19 protein-coding genes are annotated in these 26,235 nt (G+C 72.2%); 10 read left to right on the plus strand and 9 right to left on the minus strand.

The window, feature by feature from the left end; genetic code table 11:
- Positions 1-5: 5 nt before the first annotated feature.
- A complete protein-coding gene (locus tag BGP73_RS02560) occupies positions 6-746 on the minus strand; it encodes a TetR/AcrR family transcriptional regulator (RefSeq protein WP_079127139.1) in 741 nt (246 codons plus the stop codon).
- Positions 747-821: 75 nt separating this feature from the next.
- Entirely contained in the window at positions 822-3,956 is a 3,135-nt protein-coding gene (locus BGP73_RS02565; RefSeq protein WP_069811727.1) for an alpha-N-acetylglucosaminidase, read from the minus strand.
- Positions 3,957-4,223: 267 nt separating this feature from the next.
- Here BGP73_RS02565 and BGP73_RS02570 point away from each other — a divergent pair, with 267 nt between their 5' ends.
- Positions 4,224-5,129, plus strand: coding sequence for a Gfo/Idh/MocA family protein (locus BGP73_RS02570; RefSeq protein WP_069811728.1), 906 nt, complete (start codon positions 4,224-4,226; stop codon positions 5,127-5,129).
- Positions 5,130-5,345: 216 nt separating this feature from the next.
- Here BGP73_RS02570 and BGP73_RS02575 read toward each other — a convergent pair whose 3' ends face one another.
- Positions 5,346-5,732: a VOC family protein gene (locus BGP73_RS02575; RefSeq protein WP_069811729.1), complete on the minus strand. Its 387-nt coding sequence runs from the start codon at positions 5,730-5,732 to the stop codon at positions 5,346-5,348.
- Positions 5,733-5,865: 133 nt separating this feature from the next.
- The gene (locus tag BGP73_RS02580) at positions 5,866-7,524 is read right to left on the minus strand and encodes an MDR family MFS transporter (protein ID WP_079127140.1); all 1,659 of its coding nucleotides are present in this window, start codon (positions 7,522-7,524) and stop codon (positions 5,866-5,868) included.
- Between the two features lie 165 nt (positions 7,525-7,689).
- Between BGP73_RS02580 and BGP73_RS02585 the strand changes: the two genes are divergently transcribed.
- Positions 7,690-8,286, plus strand: coding sequence for a TetR/AcrR family transcriptional regulator (locus BGP73_RS02585; RefSeq protein WP_069811730.1), 597 nt, complete (start codon positions 7,690-7,692; stop codon positions 8,284-8,286).
- 249 nt (positions 8,287-8,535) lie between these two features.
- On the opposite strand, the gene BGP73_RS02590 is transcribed toward BGP73_RS02585, so the two are convergent.
- A complete protein-coding gene (locus BGP73_RS02590) occupies positions 8,536-9,981 on the minus strand; it encodes a glyceraldehyde-3-phosphate dehydrogenase (RefSeq protein WP_069811731.1) in 1,446 nt (481 codons plus the stop codon).
- Between the two features lie 135 nt (positions 9,982-10,116).
- Positions 10,117-10,641: a hypothetical protein gene (locus BGP73_RS02595; RefSeq protein WP_139134519.1), complete on the minus strand. Its 525-nt coding sequence runs from the start codon at positions 10,639-10,641 to the stop codon at positions 10,117-10,119.
- A 362-nt stretch (positions 10,642-11,003) separates the two neighbouring features.
- On the opposite strand from BGP73_RS02595, the gene BGP73_RS02600 reads away from it, so the two are divergent.
- From BGP73_RS02600 to BGP73_RS02620, 7 genes are all read left to right on the plus strand, one after another.
- Positions 11,004-11,879, plus strand: a complete 876-nt coding sequence (locus tag BGP73_RS02600; protein ID WP_069811733.1) for an MBL fold metallo-hydrolase — start codon at positions 11,004-11,006, stop codon at positions 11,877-11,879.
- Between the two features lie 663 nt (positions 11,880-12,542).
- Positions 12,543-15,254, plus strand: a complete 2,712-nt coding sequence (gene lanL, locus BGP73_RS02605; protein ID WP_139134520.1) for a class IV lanthionine synthetase LanL — start codon at positions 12,543-12,545, stop codon at positions 15,252-15,254.
- Positions 15,255-15,373: 119 nt separating this feature from the next.
- Complete coding sequence (locus BGP73_RS23260; RefSeq protein WP_212732772.1) at positions 15,374-15,508, plus strand: ALQxL family class IV lanthipeptide; 135 nt, start codon at positions 15,374-15,376, stop codon at positions 15,506-15,508.
- Positions 15,509-15,676: 168 nt separating this feature from the next.
- Positions 15,677-15,823, plus strand: coding sequence for a hypothetical protein (locus BGP73_RS22955; RefSeq protein WP_170837730.1), 147 nt, complete (start codon positions 15,677-15,679; stop codon positions 15,821-15,823).
- A 20-nt stretch (positions 15,824-15,843) separates the two neighbouring features.
- Positions 15,844-16,446 (plus strand): flavoprotein, encoded by a 603-nt coding sequence (locus BGP73_RS02610; RefSeq protein ID WP_069811735.1) that lies wholly within the window; start codon positions 15,844-15,846, stop codon positions 16,444-16,446.
- A gap of 130 nt (positions 16,447-16,576) precedes the next feature.
- A complete protein-coding gene (locus BGP73_RS02615; protein WP_069811736.1) occupies positions 16,577-18,355 on the plus strand; it encodes an ABC transporter ATP-binding protein in 1,779 nt (592 codons plus the stop codon).
- Positions 18,337-20,151 carry an ATP-binding cassette domain-containing protein gene (locus tag BGP73_RS02620; protein ID WP_079127141.1) on the plus strand — a complete coding sequence of 605 codons (1,815 nt, stop codon included), beginning with the start codon at positions 18,337-18,339 and terminating at the stop codon, positions 20,149-20,151. The genes BGP73_RS02615 and BGP73_RS02620 overlap by 19 nt, the downstream gene beginning before the upstream one ends.
- A 37-nt stretch (positions 20,152-20,188) precedes the next feature.
- Here the strand turns inward: BGP73_RS02620 and BGP73_RS23730 are convergent, their stop codons facing one another.
- The 3 genes from BGP73_RS23730 to lanKC form a co-directional block, all read right to left on the minus strand.
- Positions 20,189-22,369 carry a LuxR C-terminal-related transcriptional regulator gene (locus BGP73_RS23730; RefSeq protein ID WP_069811737.1) on the minus strand — a complete coding sequence of 727 codons (2,181 nt, stop codon included), beginning with the start codon at positions 22,367-22,369 and terminating at the stop codon, positions 20,189-20,191.
- A gap of 294 nt (positions 22,370-22,663) precedes the next feature.
- A complete protein-coding gene (locus tag BGP73_RS22455) occupies positions 22,664-22,807 on the minus strand; it encodes a SapB/AmfS family lanthipeptide (RefSeq protein WP_107473933.1) in 144 nt (47 codons plus the stop codon).
- Between the two features lie 36 nt (positions 22,808-22,843).
- Positions 22,844-25,462 carry a class III lanthionine synthetase LanKC gene (gene lanKC, locus BGP73_RS02630; RefSeq protein ID WP_069811738.1) on the minus strand — a complete coding sequence of 873 codons (2,619 nt, stop codon included), beginning with the start codon at positions 25,460-25,462 and terminating at the stop codon, positions 22,844-22,846.
- 313 nt (positions 25,463-25,775) lie between these two features.
- Between lanKC and BGP73_RS02635 the strand changes: the two genes are divergently transcribed.
- The gene (locus BGP73_RS02635; protein ID WP_069811739.1) at positions 25,776-26,210 is read left to right on the plus strand and encodes a helix-turn-helix domain-containing protein; all 435 of its coding nucleotides are present in this window, start codon (positions 25,776-25,778) and stop codon (positions 26,208-26,210) included.
- Positions 26,211-26,235: the final 25 nt, after the last annotated feature.

The following is a 26,235-nucleotide window of genomic DNA, read 5'->3' on the forward strand; positions in this document are numbered from 1 at the left end:
GCCCCTCAGGCGCGCGCCGCACGCGGCCGGGAACCGGAGGCAGGTCCGGGCAGACTCTCCCGTCCCACCCTGGCCAGCTGGGACAGCAGCGCCTGGGAGGGGCCGTCGGGCGGTTCCTCGGCCAGGATGCGCCGCACCACCGAGCCGGCCTCCGGGTCGAGTGCGGCGCTCACCGCGGCCAGCGCCAGGAAGTCGTAGCACAGCCGCAACTCCAGCTCCTCACGCGGGATCCCGGACCCCTCCAGCCAGGTCAGCGCCGCCGTCTCGGCCAAGCCGATCCAGGAACGAACCAACAGGCTGACGCGCGGCCCCGGCTCGGAGATCTCCAGATGGCGCAGGAGTTGCTCGTAGGCCCGCTGGCGGACCCCGTCGATCATCGCGGTGGTCCGCTCCGACCCGACGGCCGAGCCGCCCCGCAGGAGCGCGGCGAACCCCGGGCCGTGATCGTCGACGAAGTCGAAGTAGCGGTTCATCACCCGGAGCAGCCGGCTGCCGAGCGGCCCCTCGGCGGGCTCCACCAGGCGGTCGGCCAGATCCTCCGCGGCCCGGCCCACGGCCGCCTCGTAGAGGCCGTGCTTACCCGGGAAGTAGTGGTAGACGAGCGGTCTGGATATCCCGGCGGCCGCCGCGATGTCGTCGACGGACACCTCCTCGGGGGAGCGGAGGCTGAACTGCTCCAGCGCCACGGCGATCAGCTGCTCGCGCCGCTCGTGGACACCCATCCTGCGGCGTATCCGGGTTGCCATGGCGACACCCTAAGGGTCTTCCTCCACCGCCCCCGTCTGATCATCCCGCCAGGCCGCCGGGTCCTTGACGGCCGTTCACCCGCCGGCGGCCGAGATCGCCCAGTCGCTGAACTCCACCAGGCCACGGGTGCCGCCGCCGCCGTTACCGGCGGTCATGAAGAACCCCGCGTCCTGCCGCCGCCCGGCACCGGCCGGGGCCACCGTGCCCACGGTCCGCCAGCGCGCCCCGCCGTCCTGCGAGAACTCACCCGTGTAAGCGGTCGGCCCGTCGGCCCGCACCAGCCGCAACAGCACCGGCGCGCGCACCCCCGTCACCCGCAGGTAGGCGTCCAGGGCACCGTCACCGTCCGAGTCGTAGGAGAGCACCACGCCGTTCTCCGGTGTCACCGCCAGATTGACGAAGCCGGTGGAGCCGGAGGTTGCCAGCTCGTCCCGTACGACGATCCCCGCTCGGGCCCAGGGCGCGGTGGCCGCCTGGGCGGTCACCCGCACGGTCACCGCGGTGCCCGCGGACACCGCTCCCGGCCGGTAGAGGGCGCCGAACTCCGCGGTGCCCTTCCACAGGTCGGCACCGCCGCCGTCGATCGCGAACCGTCCCGCCAACTCGCCGAACACCGCGTCGTTGTCGTTGAACCGCCGCCAACCCGGGCCCGGCGGGCCCGCCACGTACAGCGTGCCGGTCTCCACCACCCGGACCCGCGGCCCGCCCAGCGGGCCGTAGCGCACACCGAGTTCGTACGGCAGCGGATCCAGCGGCCGGCTCGGCTGCCCGCCGGGGGCGGGCAACCGCCAGCGGACGACGCCCTCACCGCCCGCCGGAACGCCCGGCAGCGAACCGGGTCCCCGCGGCTCGGGCTCGGTGCCGGCGGCGGTGAGGACGAAGTCCACCGGTCCGGTGGCCGAGAGGCCGCTGGTGTTGTGGAAGACCGCGGAGACGGTGGCGGCTCCCCCGGGAGGCAGCGCGGCGGGCTCTGCCGCCACCTCCACCCGCCCCTGGTAGGGCGCGCCGGCCAGCACATCGTGCACCCGGCGCGCCGTCCGGAGACCGTCACCGACCGGCCGAGTCGGATAGCTCTTCCGCTCCCGGGTCCACGACTCCTCCAGGGAGTACCAGTCGAACTCGGCGGGCGGCCGGTCCTCGGCGAGGGCGTCCCGCAGCTCCGCCAGGTAGGCGCTCCACTGGGGGAGATGGAAGTCCCCGATGAGGCCGTGCCAGTCCCGGCTGGCGTAGTTGGCGAGCTTCCCGCCGTCGGCCGTCGGCCGGTCGGCCCAGGTGGTGATGAGCGTGCGTGCCGTCCGCTCCAGCCGCGCCGACTCCTCCTCGTCGCCGCCCCACCGCCTGGCGTCGGTGAGCCAGGGGCCGAGCAGGAAGCTCCGATGGGTGCCCGCCAGTTCCTCGCTGAGCCGCATCAGGCGCAACCAGAGTTCGCTCAGTGCCGTGAAGCCCGCCAGGTCCCGCCGCTCGAAAGCGGTGCGGAGCTGCGGCAGGAGCTGCCAGGAGCGGTTGGCGAGGGCCTGCCGGGCAGTGTCGGCCAGATCGTGCCGGTAGGCGTCCGAACCGTGGAGCGGGGCGGCCACACCGAGCAGCGCGGCGAAGGCCACATCGAAGGCGGCGGGATCGAAGGCGGGGGAGTGGGTGGCGTAATGCGTACCGGATCGGGCGGTCAGGCTGGGACGGGCGGCGAAGAGGCTGTCGTGCGGGCGGCCGTCCGCGCTGCTGATCCGGTAGGCGGTCTCGCAGAGCGCCCCGAAGGCCTCCCGGGCCCGCTCGTCCGCCCCGCCGTACCGGAAGTCGGCGTACCGGGCGAACCACCGTCCGCGCTCCACCGCCTCCTGCCGCCAGGCCAGTTCACTGAAGAGTTCGAAGGCGGCCGGGTCCTGCCCCACGCCCTCCGCCAGGTAAGCGGTGCCGACGAGCCTGCTGCCGGCCCTGTCCCGCCACTCCGCGAACCGCCCGGACCACAGGTGCGTCTTGGCCCCGATGGTGGTGCGCCCGCCGAAGTTCGGGATGGTGCCGAAGGCGTACGGAGTACCGTTCCAGTCCGTCTCCCGGTCGGTCACCGCCTCCAGGTCGGAGAGGCCGTCGACGATCAGCGTCCGGTCCTTGTCGAGGGCGTCGACCAGCTCCGGGCGGGGGTTGTCCTGCCAGCCGAGCATCACCCAGACCGCCTCCGGGCGCGCCGCGCGCAGGGCGCCCTCGACGGCGCGGGCGGCGTCCGGCACGGGGACGTCGCCCGGGTCGCCGCCTTCGTGCAGCAGGTCCATCTTCACGTGGTCGACCGAGCCGAACAGTTCGCTCTGGTGGCGGTAGAAGGCGGCGGCGACCGCACGGAACTCCGGTGTGCGCGGGTCGAGCCAGTCGGGCCGCGGCAACCCGGCCCAGTCGCCCTGGCGGATGGTGCGGGCCCCGGGGTTCCGTTCGGCGAAGTCCTCCGGAACCGTCCCGAAGTAGCCGGGCAGGACGGGGGACATGCCCAGCTCCCGCAGCCGGCGCACGATCCGTCGGCCGAGGCCGGTGCGTCTCGCGAGCAGCCGGGGGCTGATCGGGCCGCCGTAGCCGCTGAGGTTCTGCAACAGCCACCACGGCTGGTGTGACGGGGCCGGGATCCAGCCGCGCGCCTCGGCCTCGGTGTAGCCGAAGTCCCGCAGCACCCGGTGGTAGACCGCTTCCTGACCTGCCGTGACCAGCACCTGGTTGCAGCCGTGCGCCGCCAGGACGTCGATCAGCCGCTCCCAGTGCGGCCAGTCGGCGTAGGGGGCGGTGTAGCCGTCATGGGTGTCGTTCAAGGCGAAGCGGACCGGGACGGTGGCCGAGCGGACGAGGGGTTCGCCGGGCGCCGGCATCCGGCGCGGCAGGTCGAGCTGGCTGCCGGCCCAGGAGATGTGGGCCCGGCAGACGTACTTGAGGTACCAGTGCACGCCGGTGAGCAGCACCGCCGGGCTGCTGCCCGACACCTCGATCCGCCCGGCGCCGCCGGTGACGTGGAAGCGATCCAGGGCTCCGTCGCCCGCACCGGGCAGCGGGTGGAGCCGGAACTGCTCGCTGTGGTCGGGCAGCAGCCGCTCCAGTGCGGAGCGCGCCGGAGCGACGTCGAAGGGAGAAGGCTCGGCGGGATGGTCGGCGCGGGCGGGGGCCTGGCCGCTGAGAGCCGCGCCGACGCCCAAGGCTCCGGCCGTGCCCAACAGCATCCTCCGGGAGAGGGCCGTCACATGACTCCACTCGGTATCGGTCGGTGACAACCGTGATGTTCGATGGCTGGGTGTTCGGCGGCTGACTGTTCGAGGTCGCACGTTATTGGCTCGTCCGGAGACGGGCAACGGGGCACGCTCGTCGGTGGTCCTGATGCCCCGTCACCGATGAGCCGTCAGGAGGACACGGGGCGAGCCGCACGCCGTCCGGACAACGGACGGCCAGGGCGGTGGGGCCACCGTCCGGTCGATAATCCATCCATACGATCGCAGCGGAAGGGGAGTCGGATGCGAATAGGACTGTTGGGCACCGGGCCGTGGGCGGAGCGGGTGCACGGACCCGGACTGGCCGCCCATCCGGAAGTGGAGCTGACCGGCGTTTGGGGCCGTCGGCCGGAGGCGGCCGAGGCGCTGGCCACCACCCTGCGGACCCGCGCCTACAACGACCCGGGCGCCCTCATCGCCGATGTGGACGCCGTCAGCATCGCCCTGCCCCCGTCCGTGCAGGCCGGGCTGGCCGCCCGGGCAGCGGAGGCCGGCCGCCACCTGCTGCTGGACAAACCGGTGGCCACCACCACGGTGGAGGCCCGACAGGTGGTGGACGCCGTCGGCCGCTCCGGCGTCTCGTCGGTGGTCTTCTTCACCCTCCGGTTCGACCCCGCCACGGCTGACTGGCTCGAATCGCAGTCCGCCAGGGGCGGTTGGTTCACCGGCCGTGCCGAGTGGCTGGGTTCGGTCTTCGCCGAGCCGGCTCCCGGAGCCGTCCCCAGCCCGTTCGCCGCCTCGCCCTGGCGGCGGGACAAGGGCGCCCTGTGGGACATCGCCCCGCACGCCCTGTCGATCCTGCTGCCCGCGCTGGGTGACGTCCGCGACCTCGACTCCGTGGCGGCAGCCAGGGGACCGGCCGACACCGTCCATCTGGTCTTCCGGCACGAGGGCGGGGCGTCCAGTACGGCGACGGTGAGCCTGACCGCCCCGGCCGCGGCCGAGGGTGTCACCGCCGAACTCCGGGGAGAGCACGGTACGACCACCCTGCCGGGCGGGCGGGTGGGACCGGTCACGGCCTTCCAGCGGGCGGTTGACGCGCTGCTCTCCTCGGTGGCCACCGGTCGGCCGCACGCCTGCGACGTCCGTTTCGGCCTGCGGGTGAGCGAGATCCTCGCCGCCGCCGAGCGCGCTCTCGGCCAGGGCTGACGGCTGCCTCGGTGACCCGTACCGGGGCCCGGGGCGGGGCGCGCCGACTGCCCGGTAGCGCCGCCCTCGGTACGCTCCGCCCCGTGGCCGGCTCCGGTACGCGTTCCGACATCTGTCGCCGGCTGGCGCCCTCCCGCCTCGTAGGCCGGGAGCGCCGGTAGGTGCGGTACGTGGCTCGCCCGGCTTGCGATCAGCGCATCGGACGACAGCTGTCGCTCAGCCGGAGAGCCCTGCCGGAATCGGCAGGAGACAGAACGGGTGACCGACCGGATCGGCGTAGACCCGCCAGCCCCGACTGGCGTCGAGCGTGGTGGCCCCCAGGGCGAGGACCCGCTCCTCGGCCGCGTCCAGGTCGGCGACCTCGATGTCGAGATGGCTCTGCTGGGGGCGGCTCGGATCCGGCCAGCTCGGCGGCCGGTGGTCCTCCGCCCGCTGGAAGGCGAGTACCAGCCCGTCGGGGGTGTGAAGCGTCGACCAGTCCGGGCCGAGACTCCACCGAGCGTCCGGACGGTCCACCTCACCGCCCAGGAGGGCCGCGTAGAAGCGCGCCAGTGCCCCGGTGTCCGGACAGTCCAGCACGACACACTGCAAACGGCCGATCAAAGTGCCCCCGGTTCCATGCTCGAGACGTCGGGTGTCCGGAGCGACGGTACCGCCGCGGCGGCGGGCCGGACACCCTCTCCGCGTTCCGCTCGCGGGAGACGGCGGGCGCCCCTCGGTGGGGGCGCCCGGACCGTCAGCCGGTGACTCCGGCCTGCCTGGCCGTGCCCTTCCCGACGTCCTCAGCGGTCGGCGTGCCTTCGGCGGGCACCGCGGCCTCGGCGGGCGTGGCGCCCTCCGGCCCGCCAGCCTCGGCGGGTTGCGCCGATCCGAAGCCGCGCAGCGGCACATGACGGATGAAGAAGGAGACGGCGATGCCCACGGCGGCCACCGCGGCCGCGGCGGCGAAGAGCGAGCCGATACCCGAGGTGACGCCTTCCTGGAACAGCCGCCGGAGGCCGTCCGGCAGCTGGCGCAGGGCCTCCGGGGTCATCTCCGTCGCCGACCGGGTCTGGCCCGCCGGGCCCGCGGCGCCGGCCGAGTCCATCTTGTCGAGGAGGGTGCGGGAGTAGATCGCCCCGAGGATCGAGACACCCAGCGATCCGCCCATGCTGCGCAGGAACGTGGCCGCACCGGTGGCCGCGCCCAGGTCGCGCATCGGCACGTCGTTCTGCGCGATGAGCATGGTGGTCTGCATCATGCAGCCCATCCCGGCACCCAGCAGGACCATGTAGAGCGAGGTGGTCCCCTTGGTGGTGTCCAGCCCCATGGTGGCCATCAGCCCGAGTCCCGCGGTGATCAGTACGCTGCCGACGATCAGCAGCGGACGGTAGTGGCCGGTCTTGCTGATGATGAGACCGCCGGCCAGCGAGACCACCATGGAGGCGATCATCATCGGCATCAGCAGCAGACCGCTGTTGGTCGCCGAGGAACCCTGAACGAACTGCTGGAACTGCGGCAGGAAGGTCACGCCGCCGAACATGGCGAAACCGGTGATGAAGCTGAGCACACCGGCGAGGGTGAAGTTGCGGTGCCCGAAGACGCTCAGCGGCATGATCGGTTCCTTGACCCGCTGCTGCGTCAGGATGAAGGCCGCCAGACCGACCGCCGCGACCGCGCTGAGGCCCAGGATCTGCGGGGAGGACCACTCGTACTCGCTGCCGCCCCAACTCGTCACCAGCACCAGTGCGGTGATCCAGACCGAGAGCAGCGCCGCGCCGCCCCAGTCGATGGTGGCCTTGCCGGTGCCACGGGGCAGCTTCCGCAGGGTGAACCAGCAGACCAGCAGCGTGACCACGCCCAGCGGGAGGTTGACGTAGAACGCCCACCGCCACGACAGGTGGTCGGTGATGAACCCGCCCGCCAGCGGTCCGCCGATCATGGCGACGGGCATGGCGGCCATCATGACGCCCTGGTACTTGCCGCGCTCCCGCGGCGGGATGATGTCGCCGATGATCGCGATCACGCCCACCATCAGGCCGCCGGCGCCCACGCCCTGGAGCGCCCGGAAGCCGATGAGCTGGGTCATGTCCTGCGACATGCCGCACAGCGCGGAGCCCACCAGGAAGATGGCCACGGCGGACAGGAAGGTGGCGCGGCGGCCGAAGAGGTCACCGAGCTTCCCCCAGAGCGGGGTGGCCACGGTGGTGGCCAGGATGTAGCCGGTCGCGACCCAGGCCAGGTGGTTGAGGCCGCCCAGGTCACCGACGATCGTCGGCAGGGCCGGGGCGACGATCATGTTGTCCATCATCGCGAGCAGCATGGCGATCACCAGACCGCTCATGGTGACCAGGATCTCCCGGGGGGTGAGCCGTAGTGGAGACCCGGCCTCCGTTTGGTTTGCCGTGGCATTCATGGGGTGTTCAATCCGTCCTTGGGATGCTCCGCGATGTCGGTCCGCCGTCTGTGGACGCAGACCGAGAAGACAGGTTACTTAACGGCCGGTAAGCTTACAACCGAGGGTCGGCCCCGCCGGGGCGACCAGGCCGTACGGGTCGATGTGTGGAGAAGGTGGCGGAGGATGGCGAGCTCGGGGCAGCGCCGGGGCGACGAGACCAAGGCCGAGATCCAACAGGTGGCCCTGGACCTCTTCAGCGAGCAGGGCTACGAGGCCACCTCGCTGCGCGAGATCGCCGAGCGCCTCGGCATCACCAAGGCCGCCCTCTACTACCACTTCAAGAACAAGGAAGACATCGTCCGCTCGCTCCTCAGGTACCACCTCGAAGCGCTGGACGAGCTGATCGACTGGGCCTCGGGCAGGCCCGCCACCCCCGAGCTCCGGCGAGAGGTGGTCGAGCGCTGGATGGGGCTGTTCCGTACGAACGGTCTCCAGATGGCCCGGTTCATGATCGCGAACCACAGCGTGGTCCGGGATCTCCATCCGGGGCGGGAGAACCTCGCCGAGCGGATCGAGGCGCTCTTCTCCGCCATCACCGAGTCCGACGCCCCGCCCGAGCGGCGACTCCGCATCCGGATGGCCGTGCTCTCGCTGAACTTCGCCTTCCTCGCTGGCCGGGGGCTGGAGTTGGGCGACGAGCAGGTCCTGGCGGTCGCCCGAGACGCGGCCGACCGGCTCCTCGAGCACGACGAGGCTCCGGTGGCCGTGCCGACCACCTGAGGGGGGGATGGGCGCTGCCCGCGGTTCTGAAGGGCGGGGCGCGGGTGTCGGCGGTGAGCGCCCGTCCGCGCCCACGGCCGGCCCGCCGGAGGGCGGGCGTCGATCCGCGCGGGTGCCGATCCGCGCGGGTGCCGGTTCACAGCGGTGAGGGCCGCCACTCAGTGGCGGCCCTCACCGTCTTCGTGCGGGTCGGCGTGTTTGCGCCGGAGCGCATCGGCGGGCGTCCGGCGGTGGTGCGGCCGGCCCGGATCAGACCGCTGGAGCAGGGTAGGTCGGGTACTCGGCCCCGGAGACGTACTGGACGACCCGGACCACCTGGCAGGAGTAGCCGAACTCGTTGTCGTACCAGAGGTAGAGGATCGCGTTGTCGCCCTCGACCTTGGTGGCGCCGGCGTCGACGATCGAGGCGTGGCGCGAGCCGATGAAGTCGCTGGAGACCGCGTCCGGGGCGGTGATGAAGTCGATCTGGCGCTTGAGCGGCGAGGTCAGCGAGACGTCCCGGAGGTAGTCGAGCACCTCCTGCCGTTCGGCCTCGCGACCGAGCTGGAGGTTGAGGATCGCTATCGAGACGTCCGGCACCGGGACCCGGATCGAGCTCCCGGTGATCTTGGCCTTCAGGTCGGGCAGCGCCTTGACGATGGCGGAGGCGGCGCCCGTCTCGGTGATGACCATGTTCAGCGGCGCGGAGCGGCCGCGGCGGTCGGACTTGTGGTAGTTGTCCAGCAGGTTCTGGTCGTTGGTGAACGAGTGCACCGTCTCCACGTGGCCGCGTAGGACGCCGTACTCGTCGGCCATCGCCTTCAGCGGCGGGACGATCGCGTTGGTCGTGCAGGACGCGCAGGAGATGATCCGCTCGTCCGGCTTGATCATGTCGTGGTTGACGCCATGGACGACGTTGGGGACGTCGCCCTTGCCCGGCGCGGTCAGCACCACCTTGTCGATGCCGGGGCGGAGGTGGTTCGAAAGCCCCTCGCGGTCGCGCCACCGGCCGGTGTTGTCGATGAGTATGGCGTCCTTGATGCCGTACGCCGTGTAGTCCACCTGGGTCGGGTCGTCCGAGTAGATCATCTGGATCTCGTTGCCGTTGGCGATGATCCGGCTGTTCGCCTCGTCGATCGTGATGGTGCCCTGGAACTGGCCGTGGATGGAGTCCCGGCGCAGCAGCGAGGCGCGCTTCACGATGTCCTGACCGGCACCCTTGCGGACGACGATGGCGCGCAGTCGGAGACCGTTCCCGGAGCCGGCCTTCTCGATGAGCAGCCGGGCGAGGAGGCGGCCGATGCGGCCGAACCCGTAGAGCACGACGTCGCGCGGCTCACGGCGGTCGATCTTGTTGGGGCCGGTGGCACCGGCGACGGCCTCGGCGGTGAACTCGGCCACCGAGAGACCGCGCTCATCGCTCCGGTAGGTCGCGGCGAGCATGCCGATGTCGATCTGGGAGGGGCCGAGATCGAGCGTGGTGAGGGCTTGCAGGAACGGAAGCGTCTCGGTCACCGAGAGCTCCGCACCCGCGATCTGCCGGGCGAACCGGTGGGTCTTGAGGATGCTGACCACCGACTTGTTCACCAAGGAGCGGCTGTGGACCAGGACCGTGACGTCCCGCTCCCGGTGCAGCTTCCCGATGATCGGGATCATCGACTCCGCGATCTCCTCGCGGTGCTTCCAGTCGGCAAACACGCCGTCGTTCAGAGTCACAGGATTATCTTTCGAGCTAGGTGGCGCTCATATGCTAACCCGTCGGTGATTCCGATCCGCCTGGGGCGGCCCTGAGCAGGGATTTTCCGGCCGTGGGCAGCGGAGCGGGGGAGACGTCCGGTCCCGCTCCCGGGCTCAGTCAGACCTCCGACGGAGCTCGTCCGCCCATTCCTCCAACTCGCGGTCCCGTCGCTCTCTTCGGTCAGCCTGATGTCGCCGGGCCTCCTTGCCTGTTGCCCGGTTGATCACGAGCGCCGGCCGTGAAGGGTCCCGGTACGAGACGAGGAACGACCAAGCCACCCGCACTCCCGCCCAGATCAGGGCGACGGCGGCGCACAGCGCGAACAGCCTCGCGATCCAGAAGCCGTCCTCCTGTCCCCGTCTGACCTCGTAAGGATCCCCACCGCCGATCGCGACGCACTCCTCGACGTAGGGATCGCAGTGCTGCGGTGTGAACTCGACGCCGAGGGCGTACGCCAGCAGCGCGAACCCCCCGACCATCAGCGGGAGGACGCCGAACAACGGCAGCACGCCGAAGCAGGGGGAACCCATGGGGCAGAGCAGTGCGTAGGCGGCGATGACGCCCACCGTCAGCGCGGCCCAAGCCCAGCCGAACAGCCACCCCGGGACGGCCCAGACGGGCAGCAGTCCCCCCACCATCCCCACCACCAGGGAGGATCGCCTGAGGAAGACACTCGTTGGACCGGAAAGACTCGACCAGCACACCACCAAGGGCTCGTACCCCGCAACGGCGCTGAAAACCCTGGGTGGCCCACGGATCACAGAGCGGCAGCGGGAGCGGCGGCCGGGACCGGCACGTGTCGCGCGCCGGTTCGGTGGGCCCTACGCTGAAAGGGATCTGCCGCCCCCTCCGGCTCAGAGAGGCTTCGGCGGCCGCGCGGGCGTCCCACGGACCCGCGGTGCGACGACAACACACCGAAAGATGGACCCGGCGCGGTTCCGCTCGCTCCAGACCGCGGGCAGCCCGGACCCGCCCGCGAGGCGTACGGAGGTGGACGGCTGTGGGGATCGAGCTGCCGGCGGGGCCGAAGGCGGATTTCAGTGCGGGCGAGCTCTACTTCGTGGGCAACGCCACCACGGTGATCCGGTACGCCGGATTCACCATCCTGACCGACCCGGCGTTCCTGCACGCGGGGGAACACGTCCACCTCGGGCACGGCATCTACGCGCGACGGAACGTGGAACCGGCCTGCCAGATCGGCGATCTCCCGCCGCTGGACGCGGTGGTCCTCTCCCACCACCACGGTGACCACTTCGACGACGTGGCGGCCCGGGAACTCGACAAGCAACTGCCGATCATCACCAACGAGCACGCGGTGGGCCTGCTGCGCGAGCAGGGGTTCACCCGCGGGCACGCCCTCGACACCTGGGAGTCGGTGGACCTCGTCAGGGGGGACGCCCGCCTCCGGGTGACCTCGATGCCCGGAAAACACGCGCCCGACCACGTCGCGGGCATGCTTCCCCCGGTGATGGGCAGCATGTTGGACTTCAGCCTCGCCGACGAGCGCCGCTTCCGCCTCTACATCAGCGGCGACACCCTGCTGCACGAGCGGCTGTACGACATCCCCCGCTGGTATCCGGACATCGACCTGGCGCTCGTGCACGCGGGCGGCACCACCCTGCTGGGGACGGTGGTGACCATGACGGGGGCCCAGGCGGTGCGTGCGATCGAGATCGTCGAACCGAGGACGGCGGTCCCGATCCACTACAACGACTTCTCGGTGTTCCTCTCGGGGCTCGAGGAGTTCCAGCAGGCGGCCGCCCGGACATCGGTCGCCACCGAGTTCCACTACGTCTCGCACGGAGACACCTACCGCTTCCACCCTGCGCGGTCCGCTCCGTCCGGCACTCGGACCTCGGGACCAGCCGCGGCCTGACGTCGAGTCAGCCTTTTCGCCGTTCATCTTCCTGGTGCTCTTCGTCATGATGCGGATCATCGCCGGGCTGAACGTCTAGACCCAGTTCAAGTACCTGGGCCGCTGGGAACGCGGTCGCCACGGTGCTGATCGGCACTTGGCCGAGGAGATCGACCGGGAGCGGGTCGACCAGGTTCTTTCCGGCGTTCTGTCCTTAGAGGTCCTAACAGAAGTCACTGATGATGTGACCGTCGGCTTGGATGCTCGTCGATCTGTTCGTGGGGAAGAGAGAGTCGCGTCCGTGGGTCGTCTCGGATGAACTGTGGTCGCAGATCGAGCCGTTGCTACCTGAGCCGGGGCGGCTCCGGCCAGCACCGTCCTCCACCGCCGCCGAGCACGCCGGGGTTCCTCCCCTTGGGAACCTGGCCGCTCGGCGGTGGACGTTTCTTACCGCGCTCGTATGCCGTTGCGTCTCCCCCGACGCCGTAGAGGGTGAAGCGGGGGAACACACGACTGCGGTGCGGCACGGTTCCACGCACAGCACCGTCCCACCCGGGGCGGTGAGGGATGTAGGGGTTTCCCCGATGCTGAGGGCGCGCCGGCGGTGCGAGATTGAGCAGGCCGTTCACGAGCGGTATCCGGTCATGAGAGGGGGGTCCTGTGAGGGCGTTTCCGCTGTGTTCCGTGGTGCGTGCGGTACTGGACGAGCGCCGTGCGGTGGGGTGGGGCATCGAGACCGGCGATGTCTGGTGCCAGGTCACCGCACCACAGCCGGTGCGACGGGTCCAGGGCTGGAAACTCCATGTCTCGGCCACCCGGCTGTCCGCCCCCGAAATGCTGTACCGGGCCGCCGACGTGCTGGTGGACGGCGATTGCATGTTCAAGTTCGCCAAGGATCTGGAGACCGTCGCGGAGATGACGTCCGCGCAGTACGACCGGGCGCAGTGTGGGAAGTTCCTCACGGCCTATCCCCGCGACGACGTCCACTTCCGGGATCTGGCGGCGGCGCTCGACGCCGCGACGGCGGGGCTGCCCGGCCCCGCGGTCCTCACGGACCGCCCCTACCGCCCCGGCGGTGTGGTCTCCTACCGCTACGGCGCGTTCGACGGAGTGACGGTTTTCACCGACGACGGGGTCTTCGAGCCCCGGATCCGCACCCCGGACGGGGGCACCGAGCCGGATCTGCGGCAGCCGTGGTTCTGTCCGCCTGAGTGGGCCGAGCTGCCGCTACCGGGCGAGCCGGGCCGGCCTGCGGTCGTCGGCAAGCCCGCGGAGGTGCTGCTGGCCGGGCGGTATGTGGTCCGGGAGGCGATCCGGCACTCGGCCCGGGGCGGCGTCTACCGGGCGTTGGACCGGCGCACCGGCTCCACCGTGATCGTCAAACAGGCCCGAGCCCATGTGGGGAGCGGACTGACCGGGGAGGACGCCAGGGAACGCCAGCGGCACGAGGTGGCGTCGCTGCGCAAGCTGGCCGGCCTCGCCCCCGAGGTTGTGGAACACGTCGCGGAGGACGGCCACTCCTTCCTGGTCGAGGAACTGGTGGCCGGTGAGCCGCTCCTGGCGTGGGTGCGCCGAAGGCACACCGACCCGGACAGCACCGGAGGACTGTCCGTGGACCGTGCGGTGGGGCTGGCCAGGTCGCTGACCGAACTGCTGACCGCCGTCCACGCGCGTGGGCTGGTCTACCAGGATCTCTCGCCGAACAACCTCCTGGTCACCGATGACGAGCAGGTGCGGCTCGTCGATGCCGAGTGGGCGGCTGCGCCGGGCAGTTGGACCCGCTGGGCCTACACCCCGGGATTCGGTGCCCCGGAACAGAGGCTGCGCCCTTACGAGGGGGTGGTGCAGGGCGATGCTGTGGACCGCTTCTCGCTGGGGGCGGTGCTCTTCCACCTGGCCACCGGGATGGTCCCGCTGCTGCCCGCGGACGAGGAGGCGGAGCGCTCATTGCTGGAGCGGCTGCGGGGCCTGGTGCCGCTGCTGCGCATGGACCGGCCCGCCTTCGCGGTGCTGGAGCCGGTCATCGAGGGGCTGACCCGCCACGAACCGGAACGCCGCTGGAGCCTGGACCGGGTGCGCGAGCACCTGTCCGGTCCGCCGGTCGGACCGGAGCGGACACCAGGAGCCAAGAAGGCGCGGCTGCGGCCGAACGCAGCCGGGGACCCGGTGGTCCGTCTGACCGAGGGACAGTGCGCTCGGGCGGTCGACGACGGAATCCGCCACCTCGCTCGGTCCATGGCCGACCCGGAGGGGCCCGCCGAACGGCTGTGGAGCATTGGCGACTTCGGCGACCGCACTGACCCGTGCAGCGTGCAGCACGGCGCTGCCGGTGTGCTGAGCCTGCTCAGCCGGGCGTCGGCGCTGCCCGGTCACCGGGAGGCGCGGGAACTCGCCGTACGCGTGGCCGCATGGGTGGCCGCGCGTCGTACCGCCGTGCCCCGGCTGCTGCCCGGACTGTACTTCGGGCGCTCGGGCACCGCGTGGGCGCTGGAAGAAGCCGGACTGGCCCTGGGCGACCAGGGGTTGCGGGAGCAAGCCGCCGAGCTGGCGCTGTCCGTGCCGACCCGGTGGCCCAACCCGGACGTCTGCCACGGTGTCGCCGGATCCGGACTGACCCAGCTGCGGTTCTGGCACACCACGGGGACGCACCGGTTCCTCGACCGGGCGCGTGAGTGCGCCGACGCACTGGCCGAGGCGGCGGACCACAGCACCGGACAGGTGCTGTGGCCGGTCCCGCCGGACATCGACTCCACCCTGGCCGGCATCCGGTACCTGGGCTTCGCCCACGGTGTCGCCGGGGTCGGGACGTTCCTGCTGGCAGCCGGCCGGGCGACCGGGGAGCAGCGCTACCTGGACCTGGCGGAGGCAGCCGGGGAGACGCTGGCCACGGAGGCCGAACGCGGCCCATGGGGAGCCCGGTGGCGGGCCGACATCGGGGACAAGCGCGGCACGGGGATGCTCCACCACTGGTGCAGCGGCGCCTCGGGCGTCGGCACGTTCCTGCTGAGGCTGTGGGACCACACGGGTGACCCGGCGCAGCTGAGGCTCGCCGAGGAGGCCGCGGCGGCGGTGCGCCGCGCGGTGTGGGAGGGGGGCAACTCCGTCTGTCACGGTCTGGCGGGCGACGCCCACTACCTGCTGGACGTCGCCGAGGCGGTGCCCGACGGTCCGTACCGTGCCTGGGCCGAGGAGGCGGCGGTGGTGATGTACTCCCGGCACGCCCTGGCCGGGGACCTGCTGCTGCTGCCCGATGACTCGGGTATCGGCCTGCGGGGCGACCAGCAGACCGGTTTCGGCGGCCAGCTCGACTTCCTTCTGAGACTCGTCCATGGCGGCACCCGCCCCTGGATGGTGGACACCTCCCCGCTCGGTGCGGCCGGGAGGAAGGGGGTGTGAAGGTTCCGCCCCTTCCGGGGACGAGTCCCGGACATCTCCGGCGCGTCACGCGCCACGCGTAAGTGAAACGGCACCAGCCGCCGGCACCGTCGGCGACCCAACACCTGTGGAGGGACACCGTGGAAAACGACCTTGACGCCCTGCAGACCATACCGGCCGAGGAGGGCTACTCCGCCGAGCTTGCCTGCGAGATCACCTGTGGTGGTGGCTTCACCTGCCTGAACACCACCGTGGAGACCCTCCGGGCCGTCTGACGGTCCGCGGCGGGAGCGTCCGGGCCGTGCCGTGAGGACCCGGCCCGGAGCGCCCGTGCCGGCGCCTGCAGCCGAGACGGCGAGCGCCACCGGGCGACGCGCCGTCGCCCAGTCCACATCTCACCAACACCCGTGCCCCAGGGGCACGGAGAACCGAAGGAGACCACGATGGTCACGACGATCGACATGCTCCAGGAGATTCCGGAGGAGTACGGCACGGTCAGCGGCATCTGCGGGACCGTGACCTGCGGCGGCACTCCCACCTGCAGTAACGGGACCTGTCTGGTCACCGGCGTCCAAGAGCCGCAGCTGTGACGGCGCCGCCGGAGCGTGACGTGACACCGCGGAGACTGCCGGAGATCTCCCTGCGCCGGAAGCGGGTGCTGCTGGTGGCCTCCGGGAGCATCAGCGTCACGGCGCTGCCGCAGTGGGCGACGCTCCTGCGCGCCCACTACGGCTGGTCTGTCAGGGTGTGCCTCACACACTCGGCCGAGCAACTGGTGTCCCGGAACGCTCTGGCGGCTGTCAGCGGAGCCCCGGTCGAGGGACCGGAGTGGGGGGCGGCGCGGGGGGTCGTTCCCCACCAGGAACTCGCGGAGTGGCCCGACCTGGTCATCGTCGCTCCCGCCGGCTTGAACTTCGTGGCCAAGTGCGCCGCGGGAATGGCCGACGGTCTCGCACTCACCACCGTCATCACGACCACGGCACCCGTCCTCATCGCGCCCAGCCTGCCCGAGACCGCGGCCGGACGCCCCTCGGTGCAGCGCAATCTGAAGCTGCTGGAGGAGGACGGCTATCACGTGGTGGCGATGGAGGCCGTCTACTCGGTGCACCGGCAGGCGATGAGCCCCACCGGAATGCCCCAGCTGAGCAGCATTCTGAAACGTGCTCAGCAGGTGCTCTCGGAGCAGAGGGCGAACGGGCCGGCAGGGTCGTGACCGGCGGTCCGGTGGCAGGCGCCACTGGAGGGCGGACCGGAGACACGGCGGTACAGGCCCCGGACGCGTGCCCGGAGCGGATCCCGCATGGCACACGCCCCCGGCACAATCCCCGAAAGGCGCGAACACGGTGAAGGACCCCGCGGACACCGAAGTCTCCGGCCGGTCACTGCTGCTCGGCGGTGCCCGTCGCATCCGGGGCCGGCTGGCCCTACTGGTGACCCTGATGGTGGTCCGTACCGGTGCCGGGCTGACCGTGCCGACGCTGCTGGCAGCCTCGGTGGACACGCTGCTGCGCGGCGACGGCGCGGCTGCCCCGGCGCTGCTGTGGGCATCGGCCGTCGCGGCCGGTGCCCTGCTGGACATCCTGATGGTGCCGCTGGCCGCGGTCAGCGGCAGCGGCACCACCTACTGGCTGCGCCTGCGCGGCATCCGGCACCTGCTGGCCCTGGGCGGTCGTTCCTCCCCGCCCACGGGAGAATCGGTCACCCATCTCACCCAGGCCGCCCCGCAGGCGGGTGCGCTGCCGGTGGCCCTGGTGAGCTGGTGCGTAGGGATCGGCGGCTCGCTGGCCGCCTACGCGGCGCTGTGGGCGGTGGACTGGCAGACCGGCCTGGTGTTCACCGTGGCTGTTCCCGTGACCGTGCTTCTGACGAAGACCTTTCTCGGCAGGGCGGTCCACACCCATGACGCCTATCTCACCGCCCAGGCCGGCCTGGCGAACCGGCTGCTGACCGCGCTCACCGGCGCCCGAACGATCCGGGTCTCCGGAACCCTGGAGTCCGAGATCACCCGAGTGCTGGAGCCGCTTCCCGAGGTGGCTGCCGCGGGACGCCGGATGTGGGGACTCCAGAAGGGCGTGGTGTGGCAACTGGGCCTGCTGATATCACTCACCTCGGTGGCCGCGTTGGCCGTGGCGGGCATGGGAGTGGCCCAGGGGCGGCTGTCTCCCGGTGAACTCCTCGCCGTCCAGGGCTATCTGGGCATGGCCTTCCAGGGGTTGCAGCGCGTCGACGGGCTGTACGGGCTGGCCCAGGCCCGCTCGGCGGCGGGCCGGATCGCCGCCGTGCTCAACCGTCCCGCCCCGCGCTACGGCAAGCGCACGGCGCCCGGAGGCCCCGGAGCGGTGAGCCTGCGCGCAGTGACCGTGCGGCGCGGCGCCGAGGTGGTACTGGACGGGCTCGACCTGGAGATCCCGGGAGGCAGTGTGGTCGCGCTGGTCGGGCGGACCGGCGCGGGCAAGAGCGTGCTGGCCGGGTTGCCGGGGCGGCTCACCGAACCTGACGAGGGCGAGGTGCTGCTGGACGGGGTGCCGGTGCGGGAGCTGAGCCGCGACGGTCTGCGGGACTCCGTCACCTACGCCTTCCAACGGCCTGAACTGGTCGGCGGCACCATCGGTGAGGCCATCGCCTACGGCCGGCCCGGCCTGACCGGCTCGGTGGTGCGCCGCGCCACCGAGGCCGCGCACGCGGCGCCCTTCGTCACCCGGCTCCCACAGGGCTACGACACCCTCTTGGTGGACGCTCCCATGTCCGGAGGGGAGCGGCAGCGGCTCGGGCTGGCCCGCACACTGGCCCGGAGCGCCCGAGTGTACGTGCTGGACGACGCGACCTCGGGGCTGGACACCGTCACCGAGGCGAAGGTGAGCGAGGCGGTCACCGGTGCGCTGGTGGGCCGGACCCGGCTGGTGGTCGCGCACCGGGCGGCCACGGCGGCCCGCTGCGACCTCGTGGCGTGGCTCGCGGACGGCCGGATCAGGGCGCTGGCACCGCATGCCGTGCTGTGGCGGGACCCGGCCTACCGGGCGGTGTTCGGCCGCGCCGGTCACACGGCGGGCGGTGCCGCGGCGGTGGACGGTGCCGTACCCGCGGGTGACGAGAAGGAGGCGGCATGCCCGGTACGGCCGTGACGACCGAGCACACGGCGGAGGCCCTGGCGGGTGGACCGGCCCCGGCCGCGTCCGCGCTGCGGCTGCTGCGCGAGGGCCTCCGCGGAAGCCGCCGCCCGATGCTGCACGTCGGCCTCTGGTCGGTGGCGGAGGCGGCACCGGCGATGGCGGCGGGCACCGTGGTGGCGATCGCCCTGGACAGGGGCTTCCTCGCCGGGGACATCGGCACGGGGTTGGGCTGGCTGGCCCTGCTGGCGGTGCTCTACCTGCTGCGGGCGCTGGCCGAACGCGCCGTCTTCGACCCGCTGGCCGAGATCGTCGAACCGCTGCGGGACGCCCTGGTGCGCCGCGTGGTACGCGGAACCCTGCACCACGCGGTGTACCGCACCCGTCCGGTCGACGCCAGCGGGGTCTCCCGGCTGAGCACCCAGACCGACACCGTGCGCGGCATCGTGGCCGCGCTGCTGCGGACGGCCCGGCCGCTGGCGGCCACCCTGGTGGCCGCCTCGGTGGGCATGGCCGCGCTCGACCCGCTGCTGGCAGTGATCGTCGTGCCGCCGCTGGTGCTGGCGGTGGTGCTGTTCGCGCTGGCGATGCGGACGCTCATCCGGCGGCGACTGTCCGCGGTGATGGCCGAGGAGCGGGTGGCGGCGGCCACCGGCGCGGTGCTCACCGCGGGGAGGGACATCACCGCCCTGGGCGCCGAGGAGGCGGCACACGATGACGTGGAACAGGCGGCGGCCCAAGCGGCGCGCGCCTCGGTCGCGATCTCCTGGGCGGACGCCCTGCGGCTGCCGGTGCTGCTGCTGGGAGGCTACGTACCGATCCTGGTGCTGCTGCTGACCGGTCCCGCGCTGGTGGAGCGGGGAACGGTCAGTGCGGGCGCGGTCGTCGGCGCGGTCCTGTGCCTCACCACGTACCTGGTTCCCGCGCTGCAGCTGATGACGGGGGCCGTAGCCGGCTACTGGAGTCAGCTGCGCGTGGTGCTGGGCCGCCTGGCGCAGGCGACGGAGGTGGCCGGGGAGGTACGCGAGAACCGTTCCGGAACCCTCCCGGCGGAACGGGGAGGGGAGGAACGGTCCGGCGTCGCGGGCGGTGACCTGATCGTACGCGGACTGACCTTCCGGTACGGACCGCACGCGGCGCCGGTCCTGTCCGATCTGACGGTCACGGTGCCGGCGGGGGACCACCTGGCGGTGGTGGGTCCGAGCGGGGTCGGCAAGTCGACGCTCGCCGGACTGCTGGTGGGTGTCGAGCAGCCGCAGCACGGTGCCGTCCTGCTGGGCGGCCGGCCGGTCCGCGCGTTCGGCGACGACGAGCGCCGGGCCGTGATGGCGCTGCTGCCCCAGGAGGCGTACGTCGTGCCGGGGACCCTGCGGGAGAACCTCAGCTACCTGGCACCGGGCCTGACGGACGACGAACTCCACCGGGGGGTCGAGGCGGTCGGGATGACGGACCTGGTACACCGGATCGGCGGCTACGATGTGCCGATCCCGGACCCGACCACCGCACTCTCCGGTGGGGAGCGCCAACTCGTGGCATTGGCGCGGGTGTTCCTCTCGCCGGCTCGCACGGTGATCCTGGACGAGGCGACCTGCCATCTGGACCCGGTCACCGAGGCGCGGGCGGAGGCCGCTTTCGCCCTCCGGCCCGGCACCCTCGTCGTCATCGCCCACCGGCTCACCAGCGCCGCCCGGGCCCGCCGGGTCCTGCTGCTGGACGGCGACGACGTCGCGCTCGGGACACACGACGAACTGCTGGCGCGCAACGCGGCCTACGCCGATCTGGTCGGGCACTGGACCGGGACGGCCGGATGAGCGGACGGCGACCGGGTGAAGGGGACGGACGGGTGGGCTACGCCCCGGCGGCCGGGGGCAGAGCCGGGCGGTCGTCTCCGGCGAAGGCCCCGGCGAGCGCGGTGCGCGAACCGACCCCGGTCTTGCGGAAGATGCGGGTCAGATGAGCCTCCACCGTCTTGACCGAGACGAAGAGCACCTCGGCGATGTCACGGTTGGCCATGCCCCGGCAGACCATGCGGACGACCTCCCGCTCCCGGCCGGTCAGCGCCGCCCCGGTGCGGTCGTCGGCCCGCTCCGGAGTCCCACGCGGTCGGCGGGCTCCCAGCGCGCGCTGCCGGTCGACCAGGAGACGGTGTAGCCAGGCGCTCTGGGCCGCTTCGGCGAACGCCTTGGCCCGCCCCACCTCGTCGGCGGCCTCGGCCGGCCGGCCGTCGGCGGCGAGCCGGTCGGCGGCGGCCAGCCGGGCGCAGCACTCCAGCAGAGGAGCACCGGAGTGCTGGACGGCCGCGGGCGGGCGGTCGGCCGGTCGGAGGCCCCAAGCGACCGGGTAGCCGCTGTCGCGGGCGGCCTGGATGACGGCGGCCCAGGCGCGTTCCCGCCTCCCGTCGCTCGCCGTCTTCCCGCGCGCTGTCTCCGGGGCTGGGGTGAGAGCGTAGGCGCACCACAGCGGCGGAAGCAGACCGGCGTCCGGTTCCGGCAGCGTGTCGAGCAGTCGCAGACACTCCTCCGGGCGGTCCTGACGGAACCGGAGGACCGCCAGCACCGCCGTGCCGGTCTGCCACAGCCCCCCTCCTGGTTCCGCCTCCCGCACGATGTGCTCCACCAGTGCCGCCGCGGGGGCCGGTCCATCCCGCCAGCCGGCCACTGCGGCCGTCAACAGGCCGGCGCGGCCGGCCGGTTCGCATCGGCCGGAGGCGAACGCGGCGTCACGGGACCGGTGGGCCGCGTGCTCGGCGGCGTCCCACCGGCCGGCCGCCAGATGGACGTACCCCTGGGCGAGGAACAGATCGGCGGAGGCGGCCGACGGCCCGGTGCTGTGGTCCAGGGCCCACAGGGCCCGCACGAGCAGGCGGTGGGCCGCGTCCCAGCGGCCGGCGCGGCACCAGGCGCGGACGAGGTCGTGGACGGCGGCCGACCGTTCGGCGAGCGCGGTGTCGTCGAGCACGGCCAGCAGTGCCCCGGCCTGCTCGGTGGCGGTGTGCAGTGTCCGGCGGTCGCCGGCGACCGCACCGGCCAGGGCGAGCGCTGCGTGTGCGTCCAGTGCGGCGGCGCCGTCCGGTAGCGGGTCCAGCAGTTCCCGGACCAGGGCCAGTTCACCGTCGGCCGCGGCCAGCGAGGCGAGCAGCCGGCGCATCGGCGGATGGCCCGGGAACCGGGACAGCTCACGTTCGGCGAAGCGGCGCGCCTCCCGGCGGCGGCCCTCGGCCCGCTCCTGCCGGGCGTGGACCACCGCGATGTCGCACCACCGGGCTGGGGTCGCCGAGTCCCGCAGGCACGGAAGGAGAGCCCGGCACAGGCGGTACTCTCCGGCGCGGTCGGCCGCCTGGTGGAGCGAGGCCGTGAGAGCCCGGTCCAGTTCGGGCTCCCGACCGGTGGGGGCGATGCGCCGGGCGGCCCGCAGCCAGCGGACGGCCTGCGCCGGTTCGGTGGCCGCGGTCGTGTCGGCCGCGGCGCGGAGGGTCGCCACCGCCGCCAGATCACCGGGAGCGGCCGAACGGACCAGGTGCGGGGCGATTTCGGTCGCCGGGGCGCCGTCGGCGCGTAGCACCTCGACGGCGCGGGCGTGCGCGGCGATGCGCCGACCCGGCGGCGTCAGCGCGTGGACGAGCGCCCGCAGCAGCGGGTACCGGAAGTGGAAGGCCGGTTCGGCGGGGTCGGCGTGCAGGAGGCCGCGGGCCACCAGGTCGTCGAGGGCCGCGAGGGTACGGTGCGCTGTGGCCTCCACCATGGTCGCCAGGTGGGTGGGGGCGCAGACGGGGCCGAGCACGGCGGCGCTGTGGAGCACCCGCAGGGGCAGATCGGCCAGTGCCACCAGCTCCCGGCGGAGTGCGGCGTCCGGGCCGGCGGGGAACCGCCCGGAGAACAGACCGGTACCGGCCAGTTCCCGCAGTTCCTCGTCCGACAGCCCGGACAGCGGGGTGAGCCACTCCGGCGCGCTCTCGGTGAGTCGCAGCAGCAGGGCGTGGCGCGGGTCCGGCAGCTCGACCGACGAGGTGTTCCGAACGGGCGTCGCCACGGGAAGATCAGCGCCCGGAGCGTGTGCAAGGGGGGAGCGGGGGCCGCTGACCGGTGCCCGCCGGCGGGCCGAGGGAACGGGACGTACCGTCAGGGTCGGTGAACTGCGGGGCATGGAACCGTCCTGAGGTGTCGGGCAGTGATTCTGATCGGCCGGGACGGCGGGGCCGCCCGGGCTCTCGGAGCAGCGCCTCTCGGTGGGACCTTCCGACCGCCGGGTCCGCGGGCCGGGGACCGGCCCGCGGACCTCCCGGGCGGCGGAGAAGCGCCGCCCGGGAGGCATTGAGCCGGATCGTCAGCAGACGACGATGCTGAAGTTGCTGTCGCAGGCGGCGAGGCTCATGTCGCTGGCCGGGGGAAGGTGAGGGGTCTGCTCGCCGTACTCGCCGTACTCGGTCTCCATCTCCTGGAGGGCGAGAACCTGGTCCATGGCTGTCATGGCGTAGTCCTTTCCAAATGGTGTCGTTGGTGTTTCTCAGGACCCGGACGCGGTGGTCCGGGGGCTTGGGACGCCCGTGGGGACGGTGGGCGCGTCGACCGTGAAGAACGGGTCGGGCACGGGCTTGGTGAGCTGGTTCAGGGAGAGCAGCAGACCGGCCGAGCCACTCCACAACTCGGCGCTGTAGCGCAGCATCTGGTCGCCGAGGAAGCGGGCGCCGGTCGGATGCGGTACGGCGTGCTTGAACAGCCCGGTGGCGGTGTCCAAGGCGGCCTCGCGGGCCGGGGCGGCCCCGGTGAGCCGGGCGTGCTCCGACAGGACCAGGGCGAGACCGGAGATCCCCTGGTAGAGCCCGGGCATCGCGGCGAACCGGGTGGTCATCCGGGGCAGCAGCCGGGACATCGCCCGGTTGAGGCGTTCGTCGCCGGTGTGCGGCAGGTAGCGCGAGGCGACATGGGTGAAGCCGGCCGACCCGCAGAACAGGTAGGGCAGGACGCGCTGGTCGACGCGGGAGAGCGGGAAGTCCAGGGTCGGGGCGTCGGGACTGAGATCACGGTCGAGTTCGGCGTGCAGCAGCCCTACCCCGCTGTCCAGCAGTGCCTGCTCTCCGGTGACCTCGGCGAGTTGTTGGAGGAGCAGCGCGATGCCGGCGCGGCCGTGCAGCAGACCGGTGGCATCGTCGTCCCCGAGCCGGGGAGTCAGATCGGGGAGGCCGAGCAGGGCACCGGTCAGCTCCCGGGCGCGGTCGAGGTGGCGGGCGTCCCCGGTGTGCCGGTGGAGGGCCAGGTGGGTCAGGGCGACACCGGCCGCGCCGCCGGCCAGGGTGGCGCAGGAGCCGGTCAGGGGGTGTTCGGTCGCCCGGGCCAGCAGGTCCGTCGCCTCGGTCAGCAGCCCCTGGTCGGCCAGTACCCAGGCGATGCCGGCGAGCCCGAAGTGCAGGCCGGGCGGCAGGTCGCCGGCCTCGGCCAGTGCGTCGCTGCGGAGCCGTTCCAGGACGCCCTCGGGTACCGCCCGTCCGGCCTTGTGCAGGGCGTGGACGACGCCCGCCGTTCCGTAGGCGACGCACAGCGAGTTCGCGGTGTAGCCCTCCGCGACGGTGGGGAACACCCGGTCGGGGTGGTCGGGCTCGGCCATCGCCAGCAGAGCGTCGGCGACGTGGTCGCGCAGCACCGCCAGATGCGGTAGCGGATCGGCGGCCAGTTCCTCCGCAGCCGGGGGCTCCCAGGCGGCCTCCGGGGCGGGGGCCGGCGGGTGGTACCGGGTGACGCGATCCCACAGGGGCACCGGGAGGGGGGCGCGGGTGCGCAGGTCCGCGGCGAGGTGGTCGAGGGCACCGGGGTGGCGCTGGACGACCTCGTGCATCGGGAGCAGCATCAACAGTGCCAGCGCGCAGGTCCCGTAGTCGTCGTACACCGTCGGGTCGTCGTCGGCCAGACCGGCGGGTGGCGCGTAGCCGCGGGTGGTGATGGGTGTGATCGGGGTTCCTATGCGGTGGACGCCCTCGAAGTCGATGAGCCGCACGGTGTCGTCATCGTCGATCACGAGGTTGCCGGGGCTGACGTCCACGAAGACGTGGCCGGTGGCGTGCAGCCGCTTCAGCGCCTCCTCCACCGCGTCGAGGACGCGGCCGCAGCGCAGATAGTAGGCGGTCAGGTCCTCTGCGCCGGCCGAGGTCACGATCACCTCGCTGTTGTTGACGACCCATCCGGCCAGCGAGCGTCCCGGCAGGAACTCGGTGACCAGGAACTCGTGCTCCCAGCGGCGGAAGTAGCCCAGCGGTTCGGGCGCCAGCCCGGGGGCGACGGTGTGCAGGGTGTGCAGGGTCTCCCGTTCCGCGCGCAGCCGGGCCACGGCGTCCCGTCCGTCGGGCCCCACCCCGGTGTGCGGGCGGGCCTCCTTGATGAACACCCGCCGCCCGGTGGCCTCCTGCCGACCCTGGTAGGCCCCTCCGGAGTTGCTGTGTCGCAGGACCTTCTCGAAGACGAAGCCCTCGAAGGCGGTGGATCCGGATGCGGACACGGGGACCGGGCGGTCCGGCGCGAACGGATCGGTGATTCCGGCCGGCGGCCGGAAGGACACGCCTCGTTCGTCCTCCTGGAGTTCGCCGTGTCCGTTGCGCACCAGGGGTCTGCGGGTACCGTCCGGGAGCAGCCGTTCGACGCGCCGGTAGGCGCCGTAGCGGTAGTGGACCGTACGGGAGTCGCGGTAGCGCCGGTCGGTGAGGACGTAGGGACCCTCCTCGTGCCTGAGGGCTTCGCGCAGGGCCTCCATCAGACGACGGGAGGCTTCCGCGTCGCAGGGGTACGCCGCGATGAACTTGCCGCACTGGGAGCGCGCGGCGTGCTTGTGGTGGGACCAGGTGTAGAAGAGCCGGGAACTCAGGTGCTTGAAGGCGACCCCCTGGTCGGCACAGACCCCGGCGGCCTTGTCGAGTACGGCGGAGAGCCGGTCGGGCCGGGCGGAGACATGGACTTTCCAGCCCGTCTCCGGCAGTGGAACGTTCTGGGGCCGCCACATCGTCCACACCCCCAGACGGATGTCCTCCCACCCCTCGGGCATCCGCTGGGGACGGAAGATCTCACCGAGGTGTTCGGCGGTCTCCAACGGGGCGTAGAAGTCGTCGTCCGCCACGGCGAAGGTGTATGGCCGCCACATGAGCCCTCCCAGAGCAATCCCACACAAAGAAATCAGCTGATATGGGTGCCAGGCCCCCCCTGATTCACCTCAGCTGATGAAACGATGGCATGACAGCCCAGTGAGGTCAACTGAAGTGAATGAAGTGACGCCAGCCGTTCATGTCAGAACATCCATAGTCCGGGGTGCGGACGGAGCGGGCCTCCCTCTCGATCAACGGGTGGAAGTCGGGTCGGCTAAGCTGACCGGCAGGTGTGTGAACGTGCGTCTCCGGGGCGAGGGGGAGTGCACGCCGTGGGGGCAGGACGGATGACCCGAACAGAGGGAGTGACCTGTGTCGGAACCGGATTCCGCAGTCACCACCCTGGCCGAGAAGATCGACGCGCTCTTCCGCGTCGTGCGGCGGCCGAACCGCGAACCGTACAGCAACGAAGATGTCGCACGGGCGTGCCGCGAGGTGACCGGCGAGAGCTTCTCGGCCACCTATCTGTGGCAGTTGCGTACCGGACGCCGGGACAACCCGACCAAACGTCACCTCGAGGCGCTGGCCCAGTTCTTCCAGGTGCCGGTTGCCTACTTCTTCGACGACGAGGCGGGGCGGGAGATCGCCGAGGAGCTGGAACTCCTCGGCGCGCTCCGCGAGGCGGGTGTCCGGAGTGTGGCGCTGAGGGCGGTCAACCTCTCCCCCGAGGGGGTCGGGACCATCAGCGACATGATCGACGTCATCGCCCGTCGGGAGCGCGACAGGGACGACCCGCCGCGCGACTGAACCGGCTCGACCGCACCCCGCGGCC

Source organism: Streptomyces sp. TP-A0874, from assembly GCF_001748085.1.
Taxonomy (GTDB): Bacteria; Actinomycetota; Actinomycetes; order Streptomycetales; family Streptomycetaceae; genus Streptomyces.

What these genes read in the sequence shown, in the direction of transcription:
- lanKC (WP_069811738.1), bottom strand. Translation starts at nt 25,462, where the DNA reads ATGTGGCGGCCATACACCTTCGCCGTGGCGGACGACGACTTCTACGCC.
- BGP73_RS02570 (WP_069811728.1), top strand. Translation starts at nt 4,224, where the DNA reads ATGCGAATAGGACTGTTGGGCACCGGGCCGTGGGCGGAGCGGGTGCAC.
- BGP73_RS02585 (WP_069811730.1), top strand. Translation starts at nt 7,690, where the DNA reads ATGGCGAGCTCGGGGCAGCGCCGGGGCGACGAGACCAAGGCCGAGATC.
- BGP73_RS02560 (WP_079127139.1), bottom strand. Translation starts at nt 746, where the DNA reads ATGGCAACCCGGATACGCCGCAGGATGGGTGTCCACGAGCGGCGCGAG.
- BGP73_RS02580 (WP_079127140.1), bottom strand. Translation starts at nt 7,524, where the DNA reads ATGAATGCCACGGCAAACCAAACGGAGGCCGGGTCTCCACTACGGCTC.
- BGP73_RS02620 (WP_079127141.1), top strand. Translation starts at nt 18,337, where the DNA reads ATGCCCGGTACGGCCGTGACGACCGAGCACACGGCGGAGGCCCTGGCG.
- BGP73_RS22955 (WP_170837730.1), top strand. Translation starts at nt 15,677, where the DNA reads ATGGTCACGACGATCGACATGCTCCAGGAGATTCCGGAGGAGTACGGC.
- BGP73_RS02595 (WP_139134519.1), bottom strand. Translation starts at nt 10,641, where the DNA reads ATGGTGGGGGGACTGCTGCCCGTCTGGGCCGTCCCGGGGTGGCTGTTC.
- BGP73_RS22455 (WP_107473933.1), bottom strand. Translation starts at nt 22,807, where the DNA reads ATGACAGCCATGGACCAGGTTCTCGCCCTCCAGGAGATGGAGACCGAG.